This window comes from Porphyromonas asaccharolytica DSM 20707, from assembly GCF_000212375.1.
GTDB lineage: Bacteria > Bacteroidota > Bacteroidia > Bacteroidales > Porphyromonadaceae > Porphyromonas > Porphyromonas asaccharolytica.
This window is the reverse complement of sequence record NC_015501.1, coordinates 74,741-99,895: the sequence shown is the minus strand read 5'-3', so window position 1 is coordinate 99,895 and position 25,155 is coordinate 74,741. Positions and strand designations below refer to the sequence as shown.

Below are 25,155 nucleotides of genomic sequence, written 5' to 3'. Positions count from 1 at the left end.
ACCGTATTGCTTAGCTTATTCGTCGGTTAGCTCTTCTTCCTCTTCCTCCGTCTCGTCTGCTACGGACTCTACCTTCTCAAAGCTGTCGATAGGTAGCGCAGTGATCCGCTTGCCACGTGCGGAGATCTTCTTGAGTGGCTCGTACTCAGTCACAGAGATCTCGATCGTCGCCGCCTTCTTGCGTCCTTGCGGCTTCGTGATCAGAGTAAACTGCGCCTCAGCTTCATCGGTGAGAGCCAGGAGCTGCTCCTCGGGATCTATGATAGCCTGCGGTCGCTTGCTGTCGGGCATAGAGACACGCTTGATGTAGGTAACTCCCTCAGGTGTGGTGTAGATGACGCTCCAGACCTTGTCGGGGTCATACTTCTCGATGACCTTGGGCGACTCAGAGAAGTGGTTACTCTCGCCAAAGTCTGTCGTATAAGCCTGTTCCGAAGGTAGAATGACGAGGATGCGGTCGCTCGACTCAAACTCGCCTAGGTAGTTCCCCTGGTCATTGTAGTTGATGCGGTTCACATCTGGGTCAAACCAGACCTTGCGTCCTCCGAGGGTCGATCCACCCTGCTCCTTGAGTGTGATACGCTCGATCGGAGCGCGGGTCACGATGTTGCCCTTGGCAGAGCGTCCCTTGATAGCAATATCAGCAAAGTCCTTTTCAAAGACAAGGATACGTCGCGAAGTGGCACCTCGGAGTAACTTGACCATCACGCTCTCCGCCTCTCCATTCGGATTGGCTGAGAAGTAGAGCACCTTGCTCCCAGGAGTCCCCATAGTTAGGTTGTACCCACGATCACGTATGCTGGCCGACACGTGAAAGCGCTTGATAAACGAAGTCTTCGTCTTACCATCCAGATAGATCGCATTGTAGATAGTGCGCTTGTCGCCTCGCACATACTTATTAATATGTAGTACACGCTCCTTGCCGAGGAACTTCTTCTCTTCGATTTTGGTAATCAGATAGGTCCCGTCACGGAAGAAGACGATCATATCATCGATCTCGCTACAGTCGCACACGTACTCTCCGCCCTTGATGCCAGTCCCAGCGAAGCCCATCTTGCGATCTATGTAGAGTTTGAGATTCTCCTCGACCACCTTCGTAGCCTCGATCGTCCCGAAGTGTCCGATCTGAGTGCGCCGCTCCCAGCCAGCGCCATACTCCTCTAGGAGCGAGCTGTAGTAGTGTATCGTGTAGTCGGTGATATGGTCTAGGTGGTGCTGTATCTGCGCCATCTCCTCGGTGAGGCGTAGGATGAGCTGTTCGTTTTTCTCTAGGTTAAACTTCAGGATCCGCGCCATCTTGATCTCTAGGAGGCGTGCTAAGTCATCGTCCGTGATGGGCCTTAGCAGAGAGTCGCCCACAATAGGCTCTAGAGCCTTGCGGATTACGTCCAGAGCTGTCTGCTGATCAGGAGCCTCCTCAAAGGGACGTAACTTATAGATACGATGCTCGATGAAGAGCCGCTCTAGCGAAGCTCCCATATACTCCTCCTGACGGTCGTGTAACTGTAGGCGCAGGTCCTCCTGCAGCAATTCACGCGTATGCTTCACCGAGTGACGTAGCAGGTCGCTCACGCCGAGGAAGCGTGGCTTGTCGTCCTCGATGACACAAGCATTCGGCGAGATAGAGACCTCGCAATCGGTGAAAGCGTAGAGCCCGTCGATCGTCTTATCGGCCGAGACCCCTACGGGTAGGTAGATGCGTATGTCGGCCGTCTCGGCGGTCATATCATCGATGCGCTTGATCTTGATCAGACCCTTGTCGTTTGCCTTTAGGATCGAGTCAATGAGCGTCGAGGTGGTCTTGCCAAAGGGCAGATCACGCACACTCAGCACACGATCCTCGATACGCTCGATGCGTGCTCGGCTCTTGACCTGTCCGCCCCGCTTACCATCGTTGTAGCGATCCACATCGATGATGCCACCCGTGGGGAAGTCAGGGTAGAGGGTAAAGGGCTCTCCACGCAGGTAAGCACAGGCAGCCTCGATCAGCTCCTTAGGATTGTGCGGGAGGATCTTGCAGGAGAGACCCACGGCGATGCCCTCGGCACCTTGCGCTAGTAGTAGGGGAAAGCGGGCGGGCAGGTAAACAGGCTCACGAGACTTGCCGTCGTAGCTCTTCATCCAGGGGGTGATCTTGTCACCAAAGAGTATCTCGAGGGCAAAGTTAGAGAGCTTAGCCTCGATGTATCGACCAGCGGCCGCCTCGTCGCCCGTGAGTATGTTACCCCAGTTACCCTGCGTGTCGATGAGATAGCCCTTCTGACCGAGCTGTACCAAAGCATCATTGATCGAGGCATCACCGTGTGGGTGGTATGCCATCGTAGCACCCACGATCTTCGCAACCTTATGGAGGGTGCCGTTTTCCATCAGGTGCATCGTGTAGAGCACCCGTCGTTGCACCGGCTTGAGTCCGTCCTCAATGTGAGGCACGGCACGCTCGAGGATTACGTACGATGCGTAGTCGAGGAACCAGTGACGGTACATCCCGCCGAGGGTATGCAGGTGTCCCTCGCCCTCGTCCTCTTCGGGAGCCACGTAGCCCTCATCGCTCGGGTCGGCACTGGTCGATGCCGCTTCTATATCTGTCGGAGTGGTCTCCTCCATCTCCTGCTCTTGCTCTATGTCGTGATTGTCTTGATCCATATTAGTTCGGTATCCGTTCGGCTGGTGCCGTTACGAAGGTACAACATTTCTACAAAAGGCGATAGGTCTACCCGACTCCGCAAATCTTTGCGAGCTAGCTTAACAAGCTGATGTGTAGTGGCTTGTAGGGAAGACTGGCTTGAGTGTCTGTTCACGTTAAAAGGTTATAGAGTCAACATCTTGACGTCAAAACTAGTTTCGTCTTGACATAACGGATGTCCTCCCGCTAGACACTAACCGAGCGTTCCAACGGATCGTTACGCGTGAGATTTGTGAAATTTAGAGCCCGCAAAACGTGGAGCCGTGTGTTTCTATTTTGTACCTTTGCGACTAGATTATCTCAACCAATTTGGTATAGACATGAAGAAACTCTTACTGATATCCAACTCTGCATCACAGGGGCAGCCCTACCTAGGCTACGCCGCCGAGGAGATTGGCCGCTTCCTAGGTCCGGTGGCTCAGGATGTACTCTTTGTCCCTTATGCCGCTATCACCTATAGCTGGGATGAGTATGTAGCTAAGGTTAATAATGCTCTTGGTGGCGTTGGTGTCAATGTCACGGGTCTGCACACCTACGATAAGCCGCTACAAGCTATCGCCTCTGCACAGGCTATTATGGTGGGTGGTGGCAACACATGGGCTCTCCTCAAGCAACTACAAGATATGGGTGCTATGAAGCTGATCCGTGAGCGTGTCCTCGAGGACGGCATCCCCTATGTGGGCTGGAGCGCTGGCTCTAACCTAGCCTGCCCGACGATCATGACGACAAACGATATGCCTATCTGCAATCCTGATACAACGCAGGCGCTGGGGCTGATCTCCTTCCAGATCAATCCGCACTACCTCGATGCACATCCTGAGGGACATGGTGGCGAGACGCGCGAGCAGCGTATTAGAGAGTTTGTCAAGTACAACCCCAACTGTGATGTGCTCGGTCTGCGCGAGGGGAGTATGCTTCACATCACAGGTGACAAGATCACGCTGTGGGGTGAGCGTACGGCACGGCTCTTTAACTATCCTACCTTCTACGACAGTCCGCTAGAGATAGAGCCTGGAGTACTCGCATATAGCGAGAAAAAGTAACTTGCGTAGCCTAAAGTAATGAAGGATATCCCAAGCTTTACCATAGATCATGAGCGTCTCAAGCGTGGTGTCTATGTCTCTCGTCGTGACCTCGTCGGTGATCAGGTGGTGACCACCTTCGACATACGCATGAAGGCTCCCAATCGTGAGCCAGTCCTCGATCTGAGTGCTCTGCATACGATAGAGCATCTTGTAGCGACCTATCTGCGCAATGATCCCGAGTGGGGGAGCCGTATCATCTACTGGGGGCCGATGGGTTGCTTGACGGGCAACTACCTGATTATAGTCGGAGACCTTAACCCGCTAGATATAGCAGACCTGCTCCGCCGTGCCTTTGACTTTGTAGCGCACTATGAGGGCGCTGTGCCTGGCGTGGCTCCTCGTGACTGTGGCAACTACAAGCTGCACAACCTAGAGCTGGCACGAGAAGAGTCACGACGCTATCTCGAAGAGGTGCTAGAGCATCTGGACGACTCAAATACGCACTATCCTCAATAACGTAGAGGGGGGCGCACGTCGCTTATAGCGTGGCACCCCCTACACACACTTAACAACTAACGATCGAATGAAACCTACACTAGTCATTATGGCTGCTGGCATGGGCAGTCGCTATGGCGGACTCAAGCAGTTAGACAAGCTGGGGCCGGCTGGTGAGAGTATTATGGACTACTCAGTCTTTGATGCGATCCGAGCAGGCTTTGGCAAGGTGGTCTTTGTCATACGTCACGCCTTTGCTGAGCAATTTAAGGAACAGGTGCTACAGAAGTATCAAAAGGCAGTCGACACGGCGGTCGTCTATCAGGAGATAGACTCGCTGCCCGAGGGCTTTGCCGCTCCAGCCGAGCGCACCAAGCCATGGGGTACTAACCACGCCCTGATGATGGCGGCACCTGAGATCGATGGCCCTTTTGCAGTAATCAATGCTGACGACTTCTACGGTCGTGAGGCTTTTCAGACGATGAGTGACTACCTTTCTCAGCTCCCCGATGATAGTCGTGGTGCCTACTGTATGGTCGCTTACGACATCGAGAGCACGCTCACCGCTGAGGGTAGTGTGAGCCGTGGCGTATGCAAGGCTTCGCCCGAGGGCTACCTCATGCACATTACCGAGCATAAGAACATCCACGAGAATGAGAACCATGAGATAGTCAGCATGCACGACGGCAAGAAGCTCTCCATAGCTCGCGGTACACTCGTATCGATGAACCTCTGGGGCTTTACGCCTGACTACTTGGAGCACTCTGAGAGACTCTTTGCAGACTTCCTCAAGGATCATATCAACGAGCCTACGTCGGAGTTCTTTATCCCGACAGTTGTCGACACGCTGATCCGTCAGGGGCTCGCGCAGGTACAGGTCTTGAGCACAGATGCTCGCTGGTTTGGCGCGACATACGCCTCTGACCGTGATATGGTCATAGAGCATCTGGCGAAGCTGACTGAGGCGGGTGAGTATCCCTCACCTCTACTCTAGGTTAGGCTCTTCCTCTACTTATGAATCATTTTGAAATCGAACAATCGAATATGAACAATTGCAAACTACTAGTTGCTGCTCTATGCGCAGCATCTATTACGTTCTCTGCTTGTAACAAGAAGCAGGAGAATCAGACCAACGAGGAGATCGTCCCAGCTATCAATCTAGCTGATATGGACACCCTCGTGCGTCCACAGGATGACTTCTACCATTATGTCAATGGTGGCTGGATCAAGGCTAACCCACTGAAGCCGGCTTACAGTCGCTTCGGCACCTTCGACGTGCTACGTGATCGCTCACTCGAGCAGATCCACGGTATCGTTGATGAGCTCGCTAAGGGTAGCTACAAGGCTGGAACCAACGAGTATCGCGTCTCTGTACTATACAAGCAGGCTATCGACAGTGTCAAGCGCAACGAGCTAGGCGCTCAGCCGATCCTGGACGAACTAAAGGCTATCGAGGCTATCGACTCTAAGGAGGCACTCGTAGACTTCGCAGCTCAGCAGGACAACAAGGGGGATGCTACCTTCTTTGGCACCTACGTCATGGCCGATGCTGAGAATAGCGATATGAACATCTTCAACCTCAATCAGACAGGTCTGGCTCTGGGCAACAAGGAGTACTACACAGACCCAAAGAATGCGGAGATCATCAAGGCTTACAACCAGTACATCGAGCGCATCGCTCAGCTCGCTGGTTACTCTGCCGAGGATGCGCAGCGCATTGCGAAAAATAATATCGCTATCAGCAACGTACTAGCTGATATGTGCTACTCGCAGACACAGCTTCGTGATGTAGCTCGCAACTTCAACAAGGTTGAGGTTAAGAAGTTTGTCGCTGACAACCCTGGCTTCGACTGGGCACGCTACATCGAGGGGCGCAAGCTTCAGACTCTAGAGTCTTGGAATGCCGGTCAGCTAGACTTCTTCAAGAAGTTTAGCAAGTGGTTCCCCACGGCAGACCTACAGGCACTCAAGGACTATGTCCTAGCACAGACCATCGACGGTTATGCTAGCTATCTCTCGGATGACTTTGTACAGGCTAGCTTCGACTTCTACTCCACTACACTCTCAGGTGTCAAGGAGATGCACCCACGCTGGCGTCGTGCTGTCAACCTCCTCAATGGCACGCTCGGTGAGGCACTCGGCGAGGTCTATGTCAAGAAGTACTTCCCCGCAGAGGCTAAGGAGCGTATGGAGACGATGATCAGCAACCTACAGGCTGCGCTCAAGGATCGTATCTCTCAGCTCGGGTGGATGTCTGACGAAACGAAGCAGAAGGCTATCGAGAAGCTTTCTAAATTCACCGTCAAGATCGGCTATCCTGACAAGTGGAAGGACTACTCTAAGCTCAACATCTCAGAGGACAAGAGCTTTGTGGAGAACCTCCGCAGTGCTATCCAGTTCGAGCACGACTTCAACATGTCTGAGCTAGGTCAGCCAGTCGATCGCTCTCGTTGGCTCATGAATCCTCAGGATGTCAACGCTTACTACATGCCTTCGACGAATGAGATCTGCTTCCCAGCTGGTATCCTACAGCCTCCTTTCTTCAACATCAACGCTGATGACGCTGTCAACTATGGAGCTATCGGTGTGGTCATCGGTCATGAGATGACGCACGGATTTGACGATCAGGGTAGCGAGTTTGACGCTGTCGGCAATATGCACAACTGGTGGACTGAGGCTGACAAGAACAACTTCAAGAGCTCTACGGAGCGTCTCGCTCAGCAGTTCAGCCAGATCAAGATCAATGATAACCTCAACGCTGATGGTCACCTAACGCTCGGTGAGAATATCGCTGACCAGGGCGGTCTCCTTGTCTCTTACCTAGCACTCCAGAAGCAGCTCGAGGGCAAGACGGTCGAGAAGATCGACGGCTTCACACCAGCACAGCGCTTCTTCATCGGTTACGCTCGTGTATGGGGACAGAACATCACTCCCGAGGAGGAGATACGTCTGACCAAGATCGACCCACACAGCTTGGGCATCTATCGTGTCAATCAGGCACTGAAGAACATTGATGCCTTCTATGAGGCATTCAACATCCAGCCTGGCGACCCCATGTACATTGCTCCTGAGGAGCGTGTCGTGGTCTGGTAATCTAGACGAGACTATTGCAAAAGTCAATAGTCTCTAGACACCATATCAACGTAAAGCGACGCTCTCGTAGAGACAGTAGACTCTATGGGAGCGTCGCTTCCTTTTCTATTTGAGATGACCAGCTCCATCTTCCTAAACTTCCGTGGGTTCGTGCTATTCTTTTTGCTCTTAGGCAGTGGCTACTGCTTGGTAGCGCAGCAGAGGTTTACCATTGTCTCATACAATGTGGAGAACCTCTTTGACACCATCCCCAGCACCCGCTGGGATGATCGCGAGTACCTCCCCACGGCCCGCAAAGGGTGGACGGCAGAGCGTATGAAGCGCAAGTGCCATCAGCTAGCCGAGGTGATCTCTCATGCGACCGCCTGGGATATACCCGCTCTCATAGCACTACAAGAGGTCGAGAGCGTAGAGGCACTCGAGCAGCTGGCGCACCACACGCTCTTACGAGGGGGCAACTACAAGACCATCTGCGCCACAGGCTCCGACCGCCGTGGCTCTCACGTGGCACTGCTCTATGACGCAGACCGCTTTGCCGTAGAGCATACCGAGGAGTGGCCCCTCCGCATCACGCCCGACAGCATCTACCCGACACGCAACTTGCTCTTCGTCTCTGGTCGCCTCCCCTCCGCAGCACCACTCTCGCTCATCGTCTGCCACCTCCCCTCACGCCGAGGAGGTGCTACCGCCGAGGCTGCTCGTGCTGCGCTCATCGAGATGCTTCGCATACGTACCGATAGCCTCTTGAGGGCTAATCCAGAGCAAAGCATCGTCGTCGTGGGCGACTTCAACGCTACACCAGAAGATGGCTTGACCGACAGCTGGGCTGTCTCCTACCACGCCTACCTATCTCAAAGCGATTCGTTAGCGATGGTAGACCTCACACCACCATTCACCGACGAGCAACTCAAGACGATGCCCCCAGGGAGCTACTATTACCGAGGCTACTGGGAGCGCATCGACCGACTATTCGTCTCCCGCACGCTCCTTGCCGATACGCGCTATCCGCGTCTAGAGCTAGAGACGGTACGCATAGCCCTGCCCCCACAGAAGTACATGCACGAGAGCCCAGCCCCGTGGGGCCGTCCGCGACGAACGTACGGCGGCGACAGCTACCTCGCCGGTCCCAGCGACCACCTCCCGCTCGTCGCCACCCTCCTCTACTAAGTCAAATGTATAGTCAACACATCGCTCAGACTAGTCTAGGATAGGAATAAAAGAGTACATTTGTGCCATCGAAGTATCACCCCTGAGTACCATAATGAGTAAGCAAACGAAGAGTCAGCGGCTCAGTGTCATCGCCGACCTGCTGAGAACCCACGAAGTAACAGACCAAGCGATGCTCCTCGAGCTATTGCGAGGACGTAACATCTCCATCACACAGGGGACGCTCTCGACCTACCTCTCTGAGCTGGGCGCCACCAAAGGGGTGCGCCCTGGCTCCTTCAAGTCGTGCTATCAACTCCCCCTGATGCCGCAGGCTGACGCTGTCACGACGCAACCCACGGGACTGATCTCTCCGACGGTCGGCTTCCGCTCGTATGCGATCTCGGGGCAGATGCTGGTGATCCGCACAGAGCCCGGCTTTGCGCAGTCTATAGCGACCATCCTCGACAGCTCCTTGTCATCGCTCTCGCTCGGTAGCGTGGCTGGGTACGACACCATCATAGTAGCTCTTGCCGAGGAGGCGACCGATGGCGAGGTGATCGACTGGCTGCACCAAATTATCCCCGAGTCTATCTTAGCGATAGGGCGGTGACGGCGTGATTGACTTGACAAAATCGTTCTTTCTTATGACATATTCCACCAGTAGACCTCTTCTTTAGTGTAGAAACACTACATTTGTTGCAAATATCAGCTAGTGTCGATGAGTATGGATACAGAATCTACGGGTACAGCGCGCAAGGGGCACGGGGGACTTCGGTGGTTTTATGACCTTTATCGTGACGGGTTGCGGAGTCAAAGCCGCACGAGCCGTCTGCTGTGGATTATTGTAGCCATCAAGCTCTTTATCATGTTTGCCATCTTGCGTCCTATCTTCTTCCCGCGGGTTATTGCCGAGCAGGGAGACCGGGAGGCGCAGATAGAGTTCGTGCAGCATCAGCTTACGGCACCTGTCATCGACACGCTTCATCAAGACAATCACTAACTTAACTATATAGCATAATGAATGTAGACGCTTTACTCCTCTGGTCTAGATTGCAATTTGCTCTGACCGCATGCTATCACTGGCTCTTTGTGCCGCTCACGCTCGGACTGGGTGTGATCATGTCGATAGCCGAGACTAAGTACTATCGCACCAATCGCCCCGAGTGGAAGCGTTGGGCGATGTTTTGGCAGAAGCTCTTTGGTATCAACTTTGCCATCGGCGTCGCCACGGGACTGATCCTCGAGTTTGAGTTCGGTACCAACTGGTCCAACTACAGCTGGCTCGTGGGTGACATCTTTGGTGCTCCGCTTGCTATCGAGGGTATTCTAGCCTTCTTTATGGAGGCGACCTTCATCGCTGTCATGTTCTTCGGGTGGAACAAGGTGAGCCGTGGCTTCCACCTAGCATCTACGTGGCTGACCGTCATCGGTGCGACCATATCGGCTGTCTGGATTCTTGTCGCTAACGCCTGGATGCAAGACCCTGTCGGTATGGCCTTCAACCCCGCTACCGTACGTAGTGAGATGACCGACTTCTGGGCCGTAGCACTCTCTAGCTCAGCAGTCAATAAGTTCTGGCATACGACCATCTCCTCTTGGACGCTCGGCTCTATCTTTGCGCTGGGTATCTGCGCTATCTACATCCTTCGTGGCAAGCACAAGGAGTTCGCACTAGCCAATAGTCGTATCATAGCTCCTTTCGGACTGATTGCTGCCTTGCTCACCGCCTTCACGGGAGATACCTCTGGTTACAACGTGGCTCAGCGTCAACCTATGAAGCTCGCTGCTATGGAGGCGCTCTACGATGCTGGCGAAAGCACCCCCGACGGCAAGACTGCTGACGGCAAGGGACTAGGACTCAGCGCTATCGGTCTGCTCGACTGTAACAAACTCACGCCACTGGCTGAGGAAAATCAAGATCCATTCGTCTTCAACATCAAGATGCCCTCTATGCTCTCATGGCTGGGTACACGCTCTACCAGTGGCTACGTGCCAGGTATCAACAATATCCTAGAGGGTGGTTACTACGACCAGGACGGCAACCAAGCGCTCTCAGCTGATGAGCGTATGCGTCGTGGCAAGATAGCTATCGAGGCGCTCGCTGCTTATGGCGAAGCGCAGAAGGCAGGTGACGCTGCCGAGATGGATCGTCAGAATGCGATCATACAGGAGAACTTCGACCACTTTGGCTATGGTTATGTACAGGACAAGGCAGACTTGGTGCCCAATGTGCCACTCATGTACTATGCCTTCCGTATCATGGTCGGTTGCGGCTTCCTCTTTATTCTTGTCCTCCTCCTCGTGTGGATCCTGCAGCGCAAGAAGAGTGCTGAGGAGTTCGCACGCTATCGCTGGCTACACATCATCACGGTCATCTGCATCCCGTTAGCGTGGATCGCCAGTCAGGCTGGATGGATCGTTGCCGAGCTGGGTCGTCAGCCATGGGCTATCCAGGATATGCTTCCGCTGAACGCCGCTGTCTCTAAGCTTGCTCCCGCCAACGTGATGACCACGTTCTTCATCTTTGCTGTACTCTTTACGATCCTCCTCATTGCAGAGCTGAGCATCATGATCAAGGCGATCAAGCATGGTCCTGAGTCTCATCTGAATGATGTGGAGCAGCTCTTTAGCAAGCGTGAGAGTAAGTAATCACTAACCCCATAGACACACTATCATAATGGACTACGCATTTCTACAGCAATACTGGTGGTTCCTAGTCTCACTGCTGGGAGCCCTGCTTGTCTTCCTGCTCTTTGTGCAGGGCGGACAGACCTTTATCTTTGCAGCGCGTCGTGACGAGCCGCTGCAGCGCATGCTCGTCAATTCGACGGGTCGTAAGTGGGAGTTTACCCTCACGACGCTAGTCACCTTCGGAGGCGCCTTCTTTGCTTCCTTCCCGCTCTTCTACTCGACCAGCTTCGGCGGAGCTTACTGGGTGTGGATCTTGATCTGCTTGACCTTCGTCATACAGGCTGTCTCGTATGAGTATCAGTCTAAGCATGGCAACGTATGGGGCAAGAAGACCTTCCAGACCTTCCTCTTTATCAATGGTGTCTTGGCTCCGGTACTACTAGGAGCTGCGGTATCGACGCTCTTCACAGGCGGTAACTTCATCGTGGACAAGAGTGCTATCTACGACCTCGGTGCCTCTATGCAGACCATCTCTGTCTGGCAGCCAGACCCACTCACAGGGTTACAGCTACACGGACTGGAGGCGATCTTCAACCCCTGGAATGTGGTACTCGGTGTGACGCTCCTCTTCCTAGCACGCACTACGGCACTCCTATACTTCATCAACAATATCGAAGATGAGGTCGCCTACGAGCGTGCTCGCAAGAGCCTGCTACCCAATGCAGCGATCTTCGTCGTCCTCTTCGTCGCTTATGTGGTCTTCCTCATGGTGACCAAGGGATACGATGTCGACCCAAGCACGGGTGCCGTGAGCCTAGTACAGTATAAGTACCTGCACAACTTCCTCGCTATGCCCGTGATCCTCATCATCTTCCTTGTAGGCGTGGTGCTGGTCCTAGCTGGTGTGATCCTCACGCTGGTCAAGAAAGGCTTCCGCAAGGGTATCTGGCTCGAAGGTGTCGGTGTCGTCCTTGCTGTCCTGAGCTTGCTCCTCATCCTCGGGTACAACAACACGGCTTACTACCCCTCGATAGCAGATATCAATAGCTCGCTGACGATACGCAACAGTAGCTCTAGCCCCTACACGCTGAAGGCTATGAGCATCGTATCGCTGCTGATTCCGTTTGTCTTGGCGTACATTTTCTACGCTTGGCGTGCCATCGATCGCAAGAAGATCACCCGTCACGAGATGGGTCAAGACGAGGAGGTCAAGTACTAATAACGGTGGCTGCCCCGCTAAGTAGGGTCAGCAAATGAACCGCACACAAACAAAGGGGGGGCGGCACTTAGACCAAGGAGTCTAGGTGTCGCCCCCTCTCGTCGTTGTGTAAATCTTACGTTGTAGTACAGCGGGCTACTCGTTTCTAACTTCTAATCTCTAACACGATATCCACGTGGAAAATCTCAAATCTCCACGTGGATATTTTTTATTCTCCACGTAGGGAAGAAACGATTCCTCCGAAGTTTCATTTGATTCCTCCGAAGTTTCATTTCGTCTCCACGTGGAGAATTTTTATTTCCTCCCTAGGAATTTGAAAATATCCACGTGGAGATCTACCACTTCTAAAGGAAAGTCATATCGGGGCATAAGAGATCTTGTCTATAACATCTCAATGGGATCCGCTTCAAGCGCCTCAAAATAGGAATTAGTTCGTGAGAAACTGCGAACGGCTCCGAGCTAAGTGAGCTTAGGTGGTATATTTGTGGTAAATTTGTGGGCAAGAACGAACTTTCTCCCACATCTCCGTGAACTATATCCTCTGTCCTCACTGTACGAACAAGATCTCTGAAGAGACGATCCTCGCCAATGCTGACTGCCGAGGCAAGGTCGCTATGCTCTGCCCTGCATGCTCCGAGAGCCTACGCTTTCGCCTGAGGGGCGCTACGCTAGAGCATCTCAACGCACGCTACGCCGACCTCTCTCCCGAGGGGGAGCCGGTGCGAGCTTACTTGCAGTTGATCGCCAATGACTTTGCCTACGCTGCCTTGCTCCCGCTCTACGAGGGGTGCAACACGATAGGCAGCTACAACGGACGTGGCACCTCGGTTACCACCCCGATACATAGTAGCGACCCTAGCTTGGGGCGCAACCATTGCCAGATCACGATAGAGCCTGATGGACAGGCGATCATACAGGACTTGGATAGTATGACGGGTACTTTCGTCGCTGGCGTTGAGTACCTGCCAGATACTTTCTGCGAACTGCACTCTGGCGATGTGATCACGCTGGGGGCGACCTCTCTGATCTATGTGACACGTAGTGATTACGAAGCGACAAATCCTTAACTAGCATATCCCTCCTTACCTTATGAAGACGACCAATGGACTGACCCCTGCTTTACGCCAAGAGATCATCTCGCTCATCCACCAAGAGGTGGTGCCTGCCACGGGCTGTACGGAGCCTGTAGCTGTGTCGCTCTGCACTGCCTACGCTAGTGCTACGCTGGGCGACTTTACCGCGGAGCGTGTCACGGTCTTACTAAGCCCCAACGTGCTCAAGAATGCCCTCGGTGTCGGAATACCTGGAACGGGCATGATCGGACTACCGATAGCGATCGCTCTCGGCATCGTCATCGCTCAGCCTGACAAGGGGCTCACGCTCCTAGACAGCTTTACGCCTGAGCAACTGGCTGAGGCTAAGCGTCTGGTCGAGGCTAAGATAATCAACATCGGTACGAAGCCGGAACCTGTCGACAAGCTCTACGCCGAGGTGTCGATCCAGACGGCCAGTGGCGAGACTGCCACCGCGATCATCAGCGGCAAGCATGACCATCTGACCTTCCTGGCTAAGGGGGATCAAGTGCTGGAGGACCATCCGATAGGGCAGCAGGAGGATGAGGAGGACGAGGATGAGCTGGCACTCAACTTCTCGCTCGTCTATGACTTCGCTACGACGGCTCCACTAGAGGAGATCGAGTTTATTCTAGCTGATGCTGAGGTGAATGCGGAGGCCAGTCGCCTCTCGATGAAGTCTAACTACGGCCACGCTGTGGGGCGTATGGTGCAGAGTGACCTGGGTCGTAAGTATCTAGGCGACTCCTCACTGACGCAGATCATCGCGGCAACGAGTGCTGCCTGCGATGCCCGTATGGACGGAGCTCCTGTGACGGTGATGAGCAATTCGGGCAGTGGCAACCAGGGGATCACGGCGACGATGCCGGTGCTGACCTTTGCCAAGGAGCAAAAAAAAGGACACGAAGAGACCGTTCGTGCCCTGATGCTGAGTAATCTGATGGTGATCTATATCAAGCAGAAACTGGGGCGCCTCTCGGCGCTCTGCGGTTGTGTCGTCGCCTCGACAGGTGCTGCTTGTGGCTTGACCTATCTGCTCGGTGGTAATAAGCAGCAGGTGAGCTATGCTGTGAAGAATATGGTGGGCAACATCACGGGTCTACTCTGCGATGGAGCTAAACCGAGCTGCAGCCTGAAGGTGTCGAGTGGTGTGAGCACGGCTATGTTCTCCGCCTTGCTGGCGATGGAGCAGAAGGTGGTCACCGGTAGCGAGGGTATCGTGGACGATGATGTAGATCAGACGATAGACAACCTGACCAGCATAGGTCGTGTGGGTATGAATGAGACGGATCGTCTCGTGCTCAACATCATGACCTCCAAAAAGCATTAGTTCCGAAGGAACGTGACGAGTAGAGACCTGTAGGGACCTCCTCCCACTAGATACTATCCGCGAGTAGCCCTACAGAGGGTTACTCGCGGATAGTGCTATTTTGTCATGATCCTTTTGTCAAGAGGCTCCTTCTCTCTTTTGGCACATTATTTGCTTTAGTCTTAATGCGTGCTTCCCTCATAGATGGAGGGGACGCGGTAAGTGAGACTATAATATATAACTCAAGATAAACTATGACAATCAAACCATTAGCAGATCGCGTGCTGATCAAGCCCGCTACTGCAGAGGAGAAGACACAAGGTGGTATCATCATCCCAGACTCAGCAAAGGAGAAGCCCCTCAAGGGCGAGGTACTCGCTGTGGGCAAGGGTACGAAAGATGAGGAGATGGTCCTCAAGGTGGGGGATCAGGTGCTATACGGCAAGTATGCTGGTACGGAGATAGAGGTCGAGGGCGAGAAGCTCATGATCATGAAGCAGAGCGACGTACTCGCTACGCTCTAGTCCACTCCGTCTTATCCTAATCAAGAATCAAGTAAATAGACAGATACAATTATGGCAAAGGAAATTAAGTTTGATATAGAGGCTCGTGACCTCCTCAAGCGTGGCGTAGACCAGCTATCAGACGCTGTAAAGGTGACACTAGGCCCGAAGGGTCGCAACGTGATCATCTCTCGTAGCTATGGAGCTCCGCACATTACCAAGGATGGTGTGACGGTCGCTAAGGAGATCGAGCTAGAGAACGAGTTTGAGAATATGGGTGCTCAGCTCGTTCGTGAGGTGGCATCTAAGACCAATGAAGATGCTGGTGATGGTACGACTACCGCTACGGTACTCGCTCAGAGCATCATCAACGTAGGTCTCAAGAACATCACCTCTGGTGCTAACCCTATGGAGGTGAAGCGTGGTATCGACAAGGCTGTCAAGGCTGTCGTCGAGAGCATCCGCAAGCAAGCTAAGGAGGTGGGTGACGACCTGGAGCAGATCGCTCATGTGGCTACCATCTCGGCTAATGGCGACGAGGAGATCGGCCAACTGATCGCTCAGGCTATGGAGAAGGTCAAGAAGGAGGGGGTCATCACTGTCGAGGAGGCTAAGGGTATCGATACGACGGTAGACATTGTCGAGGGTATGCAGTTTGACAACGGCTATATCTCTCCTTACTTCGTCACTGACCCTGAGAAGATGGAGTGCCGTATGGAGAAGCCTTACATCCTCTTCTACGAGAAGAAGCTCTCTACTATCAAGGATCTCCTACCGCTACTAGAGAAGGTGCTCCAGCAGGGTCGCTCGCTGCTGATCATCGCAGAGGATATCGAGAGCGAGGCTCTTACGACGCTTGTCCTCAACAGACTACGTGCTGGCCTCAAGATCTGTGGTGTCAAGGCCCCAGGCTTTGGCGATCGCCGCAAGGAGATCATGCGTGATATGGCTATCCTCACGGGTGGTACCGTCATTAGCGAGGACACGGGCTTGACGCTAGAAAACACTTCACTAGATATGCTCGGTAGCGCAGAGACGGTCACGGTCGTCAAGAACAAGACCACTATCGTCAATGGCAACGGCTGCAAGGAGGATATAGCTGAGCGTGCTAACCAGATCCGTCATCAGATCGAGAATACGAAGAGCGACTACGATCGTGAGAAGCTCCAGGAGCGTCTCGCTAAGCTCTCAGGCGGTGTCGCTGTCCTCTACGTAGGAGCTGGCAGCGAGGTCGAGATGAAGGAGAAGAAGGATCGTGTCGAGGATGCGCTTAGCGCTACACGTGCAGCGATCGAGGAGGGTACCGTACCTGGTGGTGGTACAGCTTATATCCGTGCTATCTCTTCTGTCGAGAAGCTTAAGGGCGATACCGACGATGAGCGCACTGGTATCGAGATCGTCAAGCGTGCTATCGAGGAGCCACTCCGTCAGATCGTAGCTAACGCTGCTAAGGAGGGTGCTGTAGTCGTACAGCGTGTCCGTGACGGCAAGGGTGCCTTCGGATACAATGCACGTACCGACAGCTTTGAGGATCTGATGAAGAATGGTGTCATCGATCCTGCCAAGGTAACGCGTGTGGCTCTGGAGAATGCAGCTTCTATCGCTGGTATGTTCCTCACGACTGAGTGTGTCATCGCCGACATCAAGGAGGACAAGCCCGATCCCGCTGCTATGGCAGGAGGCGCTGGCATGGGTGGAATGATGTAATCCCCCGCGAGCCTACTCGCTAAGTCCTAGACACTGTGCGCTAACGCTCACGCTAGCTCCCGTCGTCTAGGAGCAACAAACAAAAGAAGAGCCCTACGTATCTGATACGTAGGGCTCTTCTCTTTGTTTGTGCGCTGAGAGATAAAAAGAAGGAGCTCCGCCGCAAATTATTTGCGATGGAGCTCCTTCATCTTCGGGGGGCTTTTGTTTTGCTACTTTCTGTCAGAGCGGTAGAGCTGACTGCGCTTGACATACTTTCTAGCGAACTCGCGCTGTACCTGCTGGTAGTTGACTAGCCCAAGTTTCACGGCAAAAATGAATTTCGGGACGTTTTGCCCCGAAACTTGAGGGGGCGAGAGTCGTAACTCGCTGAGTGTCAAAGGGGGCTTTTGGCGATCGGAGCTGATTCCGATTTGTAGGACACTTTTGGGTGAAATATTTGTTGTTACTTTGCGCCATGCACGCAAATGTTCAGACCCGTTTCAACCCTACAATCGGCGAGAAGGCTCCTTATTATCGACTGAAGGAGTCTTATCGTGATGTGCGGGGAAATGTCCATTCGCTGATCCTGCTCAACGTCGGCTTCGACCCCTCCATTGATGCTCTGCAGGCTAAGAAGATCGCTCGTGCACTGACGAATAGGTTTGAGAATCGTCACGCCACGACGCTCTTCTCCGAACGACTCAATGGGTTGACCGAACACGAACAAGCTAAGGCTGACGAATGGTGGAATAGGATGGTTCAGGAGGGCGGGATAGATCGCTTTGACAAGCGAGAGCAGGCTGCTCGCAAGGAGGCGGAGCACTACATCGACTTGGACTCCGCCAAGCACACCGATGCTCGCAATGTGGGAGCCGAGTGGCTCTGCAAGCAAACCATTGATAAGCTAGAGCTGGAGAGCTTTTTGAAGCGTCAAGGTTGGTCGGAGCAGGCCATCCACACGGCTCTCTCTGCACTGATCGTTCGCACCGTCTATGCCACCTCTGAGCACGCCTCCTACTTCACTATGCGTGACAATTCGGCGGCTACTGAACTCTACTCAGGTCGCCCCGATTGGCTCCCAGGTAGGAATGCGCTTTACACGATTACCGACCAGCTCTTTGCCCTCAAGGAGCAACTTGAGCATCATCTCTGCATGATGACCGACCACCTCTTTAACATAGACAATAAGCTGATGCTGTTTGACTTGACTAACTTCTACTTTGAGGGAAGCAAGCGCAATAGCCAGAAGAGCAAGTTTGGTCGATCCAAAGAAAAACGCTCCGACTGCAAACTCCTCGTCTTGGCACTGTGCATCAACAAAGAGGGGTTCATTCGCTACTCTTCGATCCTCGAGGGCAATACGGCAGACCCGAAGTCTTTGCCCGATATGATTGAGAGCTTGGCTCAGAAAAGCCCTGCCAGAAAGGAAAAGACGCTGATCGTTATGGATGCGGGCATTGCCACTGAGGAGAACCTAACGAAAATCAAAGCGAAGGGCTACAACTACCTCTGCGTCTCGCGTACGAGGCTGAAGGAGTACACCCTCCGAGAGAACCACAAGTGTATCGTCGTGCAGGACTCCAGCAAGCGAGAGATCAAGCTTCGTGAGGTGCACACGGCTCCCGATGAGGACTATTTTCTAGAGATTACCTCCCCCTCAAAAGCGATGACCGAAGCCTCTATGAACAGGCAATGGCGCAGTCGTTTTGAGGCTGAGTTGATCAAGATAAACGAGGCGATCAAGAAGAAGGGAGGCACGAAGAAGTACGAAAGGGTCGTGGAGCGAACAGGCAGAGCCATAGAGCGTTATCCGTCGATTGCACGCTACTACGAGATCAACTACATCCGCAGTGAGGAGAAGCCCCTAGAGATGCAAGAGGTGGCTTGGAAGATCAAAGACCTCTCCAAGGTAGAGGGCGGTCACGGCGGTTACTTCCTGCGCACCAACGTCCGTACACTAGACGAGCGCACCACCTGGGACTACTACAACTTGATCCGAGAGATAGAGTGCACGAATCGTCAGCTCAAGACGGATCTACACTTGCGCCCGCTCTTTCATCAGACGGATCAGCGCAGCGATGCCCATCTTTTCTTTGGCCTGCTCGCTTACTGGGTTGTCAATACCATACGCTGTGGACTCAAAGCGCAGGGCGAGAACTGCTACTGGCGGGAGATCGTCCGACGTATGTCTACACAGAAGTTAGTCACCACCGAAGGCGTCAATCCGCTGGGCGAAAAGGTCGAAATGCGACAATGTAGCAAGCCCTCGAAACAAGCCACCGAGATCTACCAAAAGCTAGGCTTACGAGAAGCCCCCTTTAGGAAAATCAAAATCTGTAGGACACAAAGTCCATAACACAAACGCTACCGCCCGCTCCCAGCAGCCGTTACACGTCCCCTCCCGTGAAACTTGGGCTAGCTTGCGCGCAGGGATCTGCTTGCGCAGCTCTGTCATGGTCTCTTCGTCTATCTCTGCTAGCTGAGACTTAAGTTGCTGCTCACGCTCGAGGCACTTGGCTGCCTGCGCCTCTGATAGAGCTTCACCCCTTGTTGCTTCGTACTGCTTACGTAGTTCACGCCATAGCGGTATGCGCTTCTGATCCGCCTGTCGCAAGGTGCGGTCTAGGTAGGTAGCTTCGTCAGCTGTCAGCTCTAGCTCCTGAGCGAAGAACTCCTTGCGTTGCCTGACCAGTTCCTCTCTTCTGCGACTATTTGTCTCACTGCGGGACTGCTGCGCTACGACTATGCTGGGGAGAAGTAGCAGAGGGAGTGCTACCAATAGAAAGTTGTAAAGATTACGTCGTGTCATCATATCGTCGTGTCCATGCATTGTGATCAATTATATCTCATCGCTCATATCCTCCTCAGAGAGAGTCTCGAGAGTCTCCCCGATGGCGTAGTTATCGGTGAGGATGTCTACACAGGTCTCGTATAGATAGTCTGCATACTCGGCATCTGTCAGCGGTGTGACGCTGAGATCATAGACAGAGCTAGCCACCTCATCGCTAGAGCGCAGAGACCCCTGCGTAGTGACTTGCCATACACCCCATAGGGCTACTACGGCGATCAGTGCTGCAGCGATAGCAGCCCACGGACGTAGTCTTACCCATAGCTTAGCTCTACGATGCGCCCTAGGTGCCACCACAGCGTCTGTCGCAGGAGCCGGCTCATCAAGCGGTATCTGCGATAGGATGCGGGTGGATAAGTCATCAAAGTACCCCTCAGGAACATGGTAATGCTCCAATCGCTCCGAGAGCAAGGGTATCTGACGGATCAAGTCTTCTGAAGGTGTAGGCATAAGAGGTGATTAAACGTGGAGTCTAGTGAGACCTTGAGGAGAGGTCTCTCCTTACACTTTATTGGATACAGATAAGCTTGGTAAGTTTAATTCAGATTAGAGATATACAGCTGAATCTTCTTGACAGCGTGGTGATAAGATGCTTTGAGGGCTCCCTCTGAGGTCTCTGTGATGGTCGCAATATCTCGGTAGGGCATCTCGTCGAAGTAGCGCATCTCAAAGACCTGTCGCTGCTTTGGCGGGAGCTTGTCGAGCGCTTGCTGTAAGATTAGCTCGCCCTTGTCTCCGTCGAAGTAAGGGTCGGCTACGGCACTCTCTAGGAGATAGCTGGTGTCTTCGTTGACAGCGTACTCGTTGTCTGCGATGCGCTTCTTCTTTTTGTTGTAGTTGATCGCCTCAAAGAGGGCGATGCGATAGATCCAAGTGTAGAACTTCGCCTCTCCTCTGAAAGTGTTTAAGTTTTGCCACGCCTTCAGAAAGGTCTCCTGTAGCACGTCATCTGCATCGTCATGCTGCCTGACGATACGACGGATCAACCAGTAGAGCTTCTCCTGATACATCTGCACTGCCTTTGTAAAGGCGACAGCGCGGGTGTCGGAATTCATAATCTGCTCTTGCAGTTCATCTTCGGTCATGCTACGTGGACACTATGGTGTGTGGCTACAGCTCTGATAGGAGGGGGAGGCTACGGTCGTTTTGTCGCACCTTTGACTAGATAGACATATACGGGGAAGTGGTCTGAGTAGCCCCCTTGCCACTGTCCACCGACGAAAGTGCGGAGCGTGTACCCCTTGTACTGACCACTCTGCTGGATCATAAAGGGTTGCTTGAAGATAAATGCCATATCGGTCGTCTCGGGATCGCGGTATAGCTGCCACGTGGTCGGATTGCTGCCGATGAGCTCTCCGTTGACAGCGATGATGTCAAAGAGATTCCACACGTCACGATAGGCGAGCGTCCCCATACCTTTATTATAAAGTTGTAGCATAGGGGTGTAGTAGTCAGCAGGCTTCGTTTGGTCAGGATGATTCTGCACACCGAGACCATCACGTACGCTAGGGCTGATGGGGTCATCGTTGAAGTCTCCCATCATGATCACTTTGCTCCCAGGGAAGAGCGTATAGAGCGAGTCTGCGACGCTGCGCATCGTCTTAGCGGCTGCCATACGACGATGCAGCGAGACCGCCTCCCCACCACTACGTGAGGGCCAGTGCCCCACGAGGACATGCACGATCTCACCATCGAGAAGTCCTGAAGCGTAGACTACATCTCTTGTTTTGATCCACGGCTCGTTAGGGATCTCTACAGCTCTAGCGCCTGATGCAAAGACCTTATAAACCTCTGGCTGGTAAAGTATAGCGCAGTCTATACCTCGACGGTCAGGAGAGTCGTAATGGACGATGTCGTAGTGCTTGTCTCGTAGTGACTCCTCAGCGATCAGATCCTCGAGGACACCGCGGTTCTCTATCTCAGCGACTCCGATGATTGCGGGGCCATCACCTCCGATGAGGGAGATCACGTGCGACATGTTGCGGAGCTTGTGCTGGTACCGTTCGAGGGTCCAGCGATTGGCACCTTCGGGGAGAAACTCCTCGTCGTTGTTTTCTTGATCGATGGTGTCAAATAGGTTCTCCAAGTTATAGAATGCGACCGTCACCCGCTGTGGTGTGGTACTCTGCTGTGCATATATGATCCCAAAGGAGAGAGAGAGCAGGGTGATCAACCAGCCCCATCTACTACAGTGTGTGCTATGTGTCATAAGTCAATCGTTTCTAGTTCTAGTATTAGACTATGCCTTCACAAAAGTACTGATAAATGTCGGATTACCCAACGTATCGCTTATAAAGCTTTCGTTAAGGCTGTTGCCGAAGGACCTGTCATACGGGTGGAGCGTCATGTCGCGTGGTAGCCATATCGGTCGAGAAGGATAAAAAAAGAGATCCCGCAATAGGCATTGCGAGATCTCGAATTGTTATTGAAGTGGTGCCACCAGGAATCGAACCGGGGACACAAGGATTTTCAGTCCTTTGCTCTACCATCTGAGCTATGGCACCATCCTTCTTGCGTTTTGGTGATGCAAAGGTACGACAACTTTTTGAATTGACCAAACGCTGGTGCAATCGATGTTATTTTGTATCTTTGCGAGTAGTAACATAGCACAAATAGCATGGTGGACTTGACATCACACTACGGAGGTATCGCCCTCCGCAATCCAATCATAGCTGGTAGCTCTGGTCTCACGGCCTCACTCCAGCAAGTTACGGCAATGGCACAGGCAGGCGCCGGGGCAGTCATCCTCAAGTCGCTCTTTGAGGAGCAGATAGAGGCGACGGCTCTGCAAGCGCAAGCAGAGGTGGCTACTTCTTATCCTGAGGGGCTCGACTATATGCTGCACTACACGCGCCAGCATGAAGTGGAGAAGTACCTAACCCTGATCCGTGAAGCTAAGGGCGCGGTCGACATCCCTGTCATAGCAAGCATTAACTGTTACCGAGGAGGCGAGTGGCAATCTTTTGCCAAGAGCATACAGGAAGCCGGCGCGGATGCGCTCGAGCTCAATGTGATGCGCATCGAGACAGATCCAGCACAGCGTGGTAGTGATCTAGAGAAGGAGCTGGTAGATCTAGCGATCTCGATCACCCGTACGGTGCAGATACCAGTCGTCTTCAAGATTTCAGATCGCTTTACCAACATCCTTTACCTAGCGCAGGAGCTGGTCAAGAGTGGTGTCAAGGGCTTGACCTGCTTTAACAAGAGCTGGCAGACAGACATTAATATAGATACCCTAGAGATCGTTCAGGGACCTGTTATATCAACGGGACAAGAGTTATACAACACGCTGAAGTACACAGGACTCCTCTCGGGCAAGCTACCCCAGCTCGCTATCTCCGCTTCGGGCGGCGTGATGGACTACGCAGGCATCGTCAAGAGCCTCCTCGTCGGAGCTAGCTCTGTACAGGTTGTCTCCACACTGTATCAGCATGGAGTACCTTACTTGACGAAGATGCTGGAGGAGCTCACACAGTGGATGACTCAGCATGGGTACCGATCCATAGAAGAGTTTAGAGGCAGTCTCAACGCCTCTAAGCAGTCTGACCAGGAGCTCTATATGCGCTCGCAGTTTATGCGTTACTTTAGCAATAAAGCGTAGCTAACACTCTGGAGAAATACACAATAACGACATATTTACTAACTCAAATATCACAGAAACTATGAACAGACTATCTATCACAGCGGGCATCGTGGCCGTGGCTCTATCCCTATCGGGTTGTGGCGCGATAAACGAGACACTACTTGGTGCTGGCGCTGGTACAGCCGTAGGCGCTGGCCTTGGCGCTGGTATCGGTAAGGTCGCAGGCAATACGGGTGCTGGCGCAGCTATTGGTGCCGTCGTAGGCGGTGCTGCTGGCGCACTCATCGGTCATCGTATGGAGAAGCAAAAGAAGGAGCTCGAGCAGCAGCTACCCGCGGGTACGCAGGTCGAGACAGTCAATGAGGGACAAGCTATCAAGGTCGTCTTCGACAGCGGTCTACTCTTCAACACCAGCTCGAGCACGCTGAGCTCTTCTTCTCGCAACGATCTACGCAAGTTCGCAGATAACCTAAACAAGAACGATGACACGGTCCTAGAGATCATCGGTCACACCGATAGTTCGGGCAATGATCGTATCAACGATCCACTCTCACTGAATCGTGCTAAGAGCGTCCGTGACTTCCTCGAGGGACAGGGTGTCTCTTCCGTACGTATGAAGTACGAGGGTCGTGGTAGCCACGAGCCCGTTGATACGAACGCAACGGCTGAGGGTAAGCGTAAGAACCGTCGTGTAGAGGTCTTCATCCTACCTAGCCAGAAGATGATCGAAGAGGCTAAGGCTGGTACGCTGAAGTAGTCTCACTCCCCAAACGCATCACGCACTGAACTACTCAGGGCGTGATGCGTTTCCTTTTTATCCTCCCAGTATCATTCACCGCAAGAGCTATATGTCTCACTTCCTACAACTAATCTCTACCACCATCCTGCTTACCTTGGCTCTTCTTTCATGCAGTGCTACTGGTAAGCAGCGCTCGCAGACACCCTCGTCTGTGGAGGCCTCCTTTGGGGTCGTGGATACGACTCACCTGAGCGAAGGTACAACAGCAGAACCCTATCCAATGGTAAAGATCCCAGAGAACATCCAGGAGCCTTTGCAGCGGGCGAAGTATGTACTAGAGCACTTCTTCGATCGTTGGCCCGCAGAGACTTTGGAGCAGCTTGTTGATCCAGCTGCTATGGAGCAGGGACTGGTAGACTATCTTGCTGTCTATAGCAGTATGCCTGCTGGGAGTGTCTCGCAGGAGGATCTACTGCGCCCGCTCAAGGTGATGCGCGGCAAAGCGCTGAGCGAGGCTCTACGTCTCTATACCAAGTATCTCTACGAGAGCGGCTCTCCTCTGAAGAACCACACGTACTATATCCAAGCCTTGCAGTGGGCCACTACATCCCCGCAGGTGGAGTATGTGGATCAAGTGGTTTACAAGGATATGCTTTCATTAGTGTCGCAAAATCAAGTTGGCAAGCCTGCCACAGACTTCGCCATAACCCTAGCACAGCCAGCAGCAGAGGGGTACACCTTTGCTGATACGACACTCTACGCACTGCGTGATAAGCCCAAGGTGGTCATCTTCTACACCCCTGGTTGTGATCGCTGTACACATCTGCTGGCAGAAGTGTCTCACGATCAGATCTTGCAGCGCGCTACCGAGGGAGGTAAGGCAGAGATCCTCTACGTCTCGCTCGTCTATGAGCGTAGCGAGTGGAAAAAAGGGCTTGCGGATCTACCACCCTTTGGTACGCCCGCTTTCAACGGGGATCTGCGTCTCCTCGAGGAGTCGCTCTATGACCTAGCTGTCACGCCAGTCATATACGTCATCTCGTCCGACGGGATCGTACTGCAGCGAGATACCTCACTCGCTGAGGTCAGGCGCTACGTTTCTACACTTTAACCTAT

22 protein-coding genes and 1 tRNA gene are annotated in these 25,155 nt (G+C 53.2%); 17 read left to right on the top strand and 6 right to left on the bottom strand.

What is annotated here, in order from left to right:
• Positions 1–15: 15 nt before the first annotated feature.
• Positions 16–2,643, bottom strand: a complete 2,628-nt coding sequence (locus PORAS_RS00405; RefSeq protein ID WP_004331752.1) for a DNA gyrase/topoisomerase IV subunit A — start codon at positions 2,641–2,643, stop codon at positions 16–18.
• Positions 2,644–3,003: 360 nt separating this feature from the next.
• Between PORAS_RS00405 and pepE the strand changes: the two genes are divergently transcribed.
• The 14 genes from pepE (at position 3,004) to PORAS_RS00335 (ending at position 19,225) form a co-directional block, all read left to right on the top strand.
• Positions 3,004–3,726: a dipeptidase PepE gene (pepE, locus tag PORAS_RS00400; RefSeq protein ID WP_013759751.1), complete on the top strand. Its 723-nt coding sequence runs from the start codon at positions 3,004–3,006 to the stop codon at positions 3,724–3,726.
• 18 nt (positions 3,727–3,744) lie between these two features.
• Positions 3,745–4,224, top strand: coding sequence for an S-ribosylhomocysteine lyase (locus PORAS_RS00395; protein ID WP_004331765.1), 480 nt, complete (start codon positions 3,745–3,747; stop codon positions 4,222–4,224).
• A 67-nt stretch (positions 4,225–4,291) separates the two neighbouring features.
• Positions 4,292–5,197, top strand: a complete 906-nt coding sequence (locus tag PORAS_RS00390) for a sugar phosphate nucleotidyltransferase (protein ID WP_004331784.1) — start codon at positions 4,292–4,294, stop codon at positions 5,195–5,197.
• A gap of 50 nt (positions 5,198–5,247) precedes the next feature.
• Positions 5,248–7,296 (top strand): M13 family metallopeptidase, encoded by a 2,049-nt coding sequence (locus tag PORAS_RS00385; RefSeq protein ID WP_013759750.1) that lies wholly within the window; start codon positions 5,248–5,250, stop codon positions 7,294–7,296.
• Between the two features lie 114 nt (positions 7,297–7,410).
• A complete protein-coding gene (locus PORAS_RS00380) occupies positions 7,411–8,463 on the top strand; it encodes an endonuclease/exonuclease/phosphatase family protein (protein ID WP_245528030.1) in 1,053 nt (350 codons plus the stop codon).
• 94 nt (positions 8,464–8,557) lie between these two features.
• Positions 8,558–9,055, top strand: coding sequence for an arginine repressor (locus tag PORAS_RS00375; protein WP_013759748.1), 498 nt, complete (start codon positions 8,558–8,560; stop codon positions 9,053–9,055).
• Positions 9,056–9,169: 114 nt separating this feature from the next.
• Positions 9,170–9,445: a DUF4492 domain-containing protein gene (locus PORAS_RS00370; RefSeq protein WP_245528029.1), complete on the top strand. Its 276-nt coding sequence runs from the start codon at positions 9,170–9,172 to the stop codon at positions 9,443–9,445.
• A gap of 17 nt (positions 9,446–9,462) precedes the next feature.
• Positions 9,463–11,094, top strand: a complete 1,632-nt coding sequence (locus PORAS_RS00365; protein WP_004331762.1) for a cytochrome ubiquinol oxidase subunit I — start codon at positions 9,463–9,465, stop codon at positions 11,092–11,094.
• Between the two features lie 28 nt (positions 11,095–11,122).
• Positions 11,123–12,295: a cytochrome d ubiquinol oxidase subunit II gene (locus PORAS_RS00360; protein WP_013759747.1), complete on the top strand. Its 1,173-nt coding sequence runs from the start codon at positions 11,123–11,125 to the stop codon at positions 12,293–12,295.
• A 527-nt stretch (positions 12,296–12,822) separates the two neighbouring features.
• Complete coding sequence (locus PORAS_RS00355; RefSeq protein ID WP_004331798.1) at positions 12,823–13,362, top strand: FHA domain-containing protein; 540 nt, start codon at positions 12,823–12,825, stop codon at positions 13,360–13,362.
• A gap of 40 nt (positions 13,363–13,402) precedes the next feature.
• Complete coding sequence (locus PORAS_RS00350) at positions 13,403–14,698, top strand: L-cysteine desulfidase family protein (protein WP_174258530.1); 1,296 nt, start codon at positions 13,403–13,405, stop codon at positions 14,696–14,698.
• A 233-nt stretch (positions 14,699–14,931) separates the two neighbouring features.
• Entirely contained in the window at positions 14,932–15,201 is a 270-nt protein-coding gene (locus PORAS_RS00345; protein ID WP_004331816.1) for a co-chaperone GroES, read from the top strand.
• A 51-nt stretch (positions 15,202–15,252) separates the two neighbouring features.
• Complete coding sequence (gene groL / locus PORAS_RS00340) at positions 15,253–16,887, top strand: chaperonin GroEL (protein ID WP_004331780.1); 1,635 nt, start codon at positions 15,253–15,255, stop codon at positions 16,885–16,887.
• 457 nt (positions 16,888–17,344) lie between these two features.
• A complete protein-coding gene (locus tag PORAS_RS00335; RefSeq protein WP_013759745.1) occupies positions 17,345–19,225 on the top strand; it encodes an IS1634 family transposase in 1,881 nt (626 codons plus the stop codon).
• On the opposite strand, the gene PORAS_RS00330 is transcribed toward PORAS_RS00335, so the two are convergent.
• From PORAS_RS00330 to PORAS_RS00310, 5 genes are all read right to left on the bottom strand, one after another.
• Entirely contained in the window at positions 19,172–19,681 is a 510-nt protein-coding gene (locus PORAS_RS00330) for a hypothetical protein (protein ID WP_013759744.1), read from the bottom strand. The genes PORAS_RS00335 and PORAS_RS00330 overlap by 54 nt on opposite strands.
• Before the next feature lie 27 nt (positions 19,682–19,708).
• Positions 19,709–20,167, bottom strand: a complete 459-nt coding sequence (locus tag PORAS_RS00325) for a hypothetical protein (RefSeq protein WP_013759743.1) — start codon at positions 20,165–20,167, stop codon at positions 19,709–19,711.
• Positions 20,168–20,253: 86 nt separating this feature from the next.
• Entirely contained in the window at positions 20,254–20,802 is a 549-nt protein-coding gene (locus PORAS_RS00320) for an RNA polymerase sigma factor (RefSeq protein WP_004331730.1), read from the bottom strand.
• A 50-nt stretch (positions 20,803–20,852) separates the two neighbouring features.
• Positions 20,853–21,926: an endonuclease/exonuclease/phosphatase family protein gene (locus PORAS_RS00315; protein WP_013759742.1), complete on the bottom strand. Its 1,074-nt coding sequence runs from the start codon at positions 21,924–21,926 to the stop codon at positions 20,853–20,855.
• A gap of 222 nt (positions 21,927–22,148) precedes the next feature.
• Positions 22,149–22,221 (bottom strand) — tRNA-Phe (locus PORAS_RS00310).
• Between the two features lie 113 nt (positions 22,222–22,334).
• On the opposite strand from PORAS_RS00310, the gene PORAS_RS00305 reads away from it, so the two are divergent.
• The 3 genes from PORAS_RS00305 (at position 22,335) to PORAS_RS00295 (ending at position 25,150) form a co-directional block, all read left to right on the top strand.
• On the top strand, positions 22,335–23,318 hold the full coding sequence (locus PORAS_RS00305; protein ID WP_004331759.1) for a dihydroorotate dehydrogenase-like protein: 984 nt from the start codon (positions 22,335–22,337) through the stop codon (positions 23,316–23,318).
• A gap of 61 nt (positions 23,319–23,379) precedes the next feature.
• Entirely contained in the window at positions 23,380–24,057 is a 678-nt protein-coding gene (locus PORAS_RS00300) for a YiaD family glycine zipper/OmpA-like lipoprotein (protein WP_004331812.1), read from the top strand.
• A 91-nt stretch (positions 24,058–24,148) separates the two neighbouring features.
• A complete protein-coding gene (locus PORAS_RS00295; protein ID WP_013759740.1) occupies positions 24,149–25,150 on the top strand; it encodes a DUF5106 domain-containing protein in 1,002 nt (333 codons plus the stop codon).
• Positions 25,151–25,155: the final 5 nt, after the last annotated feature.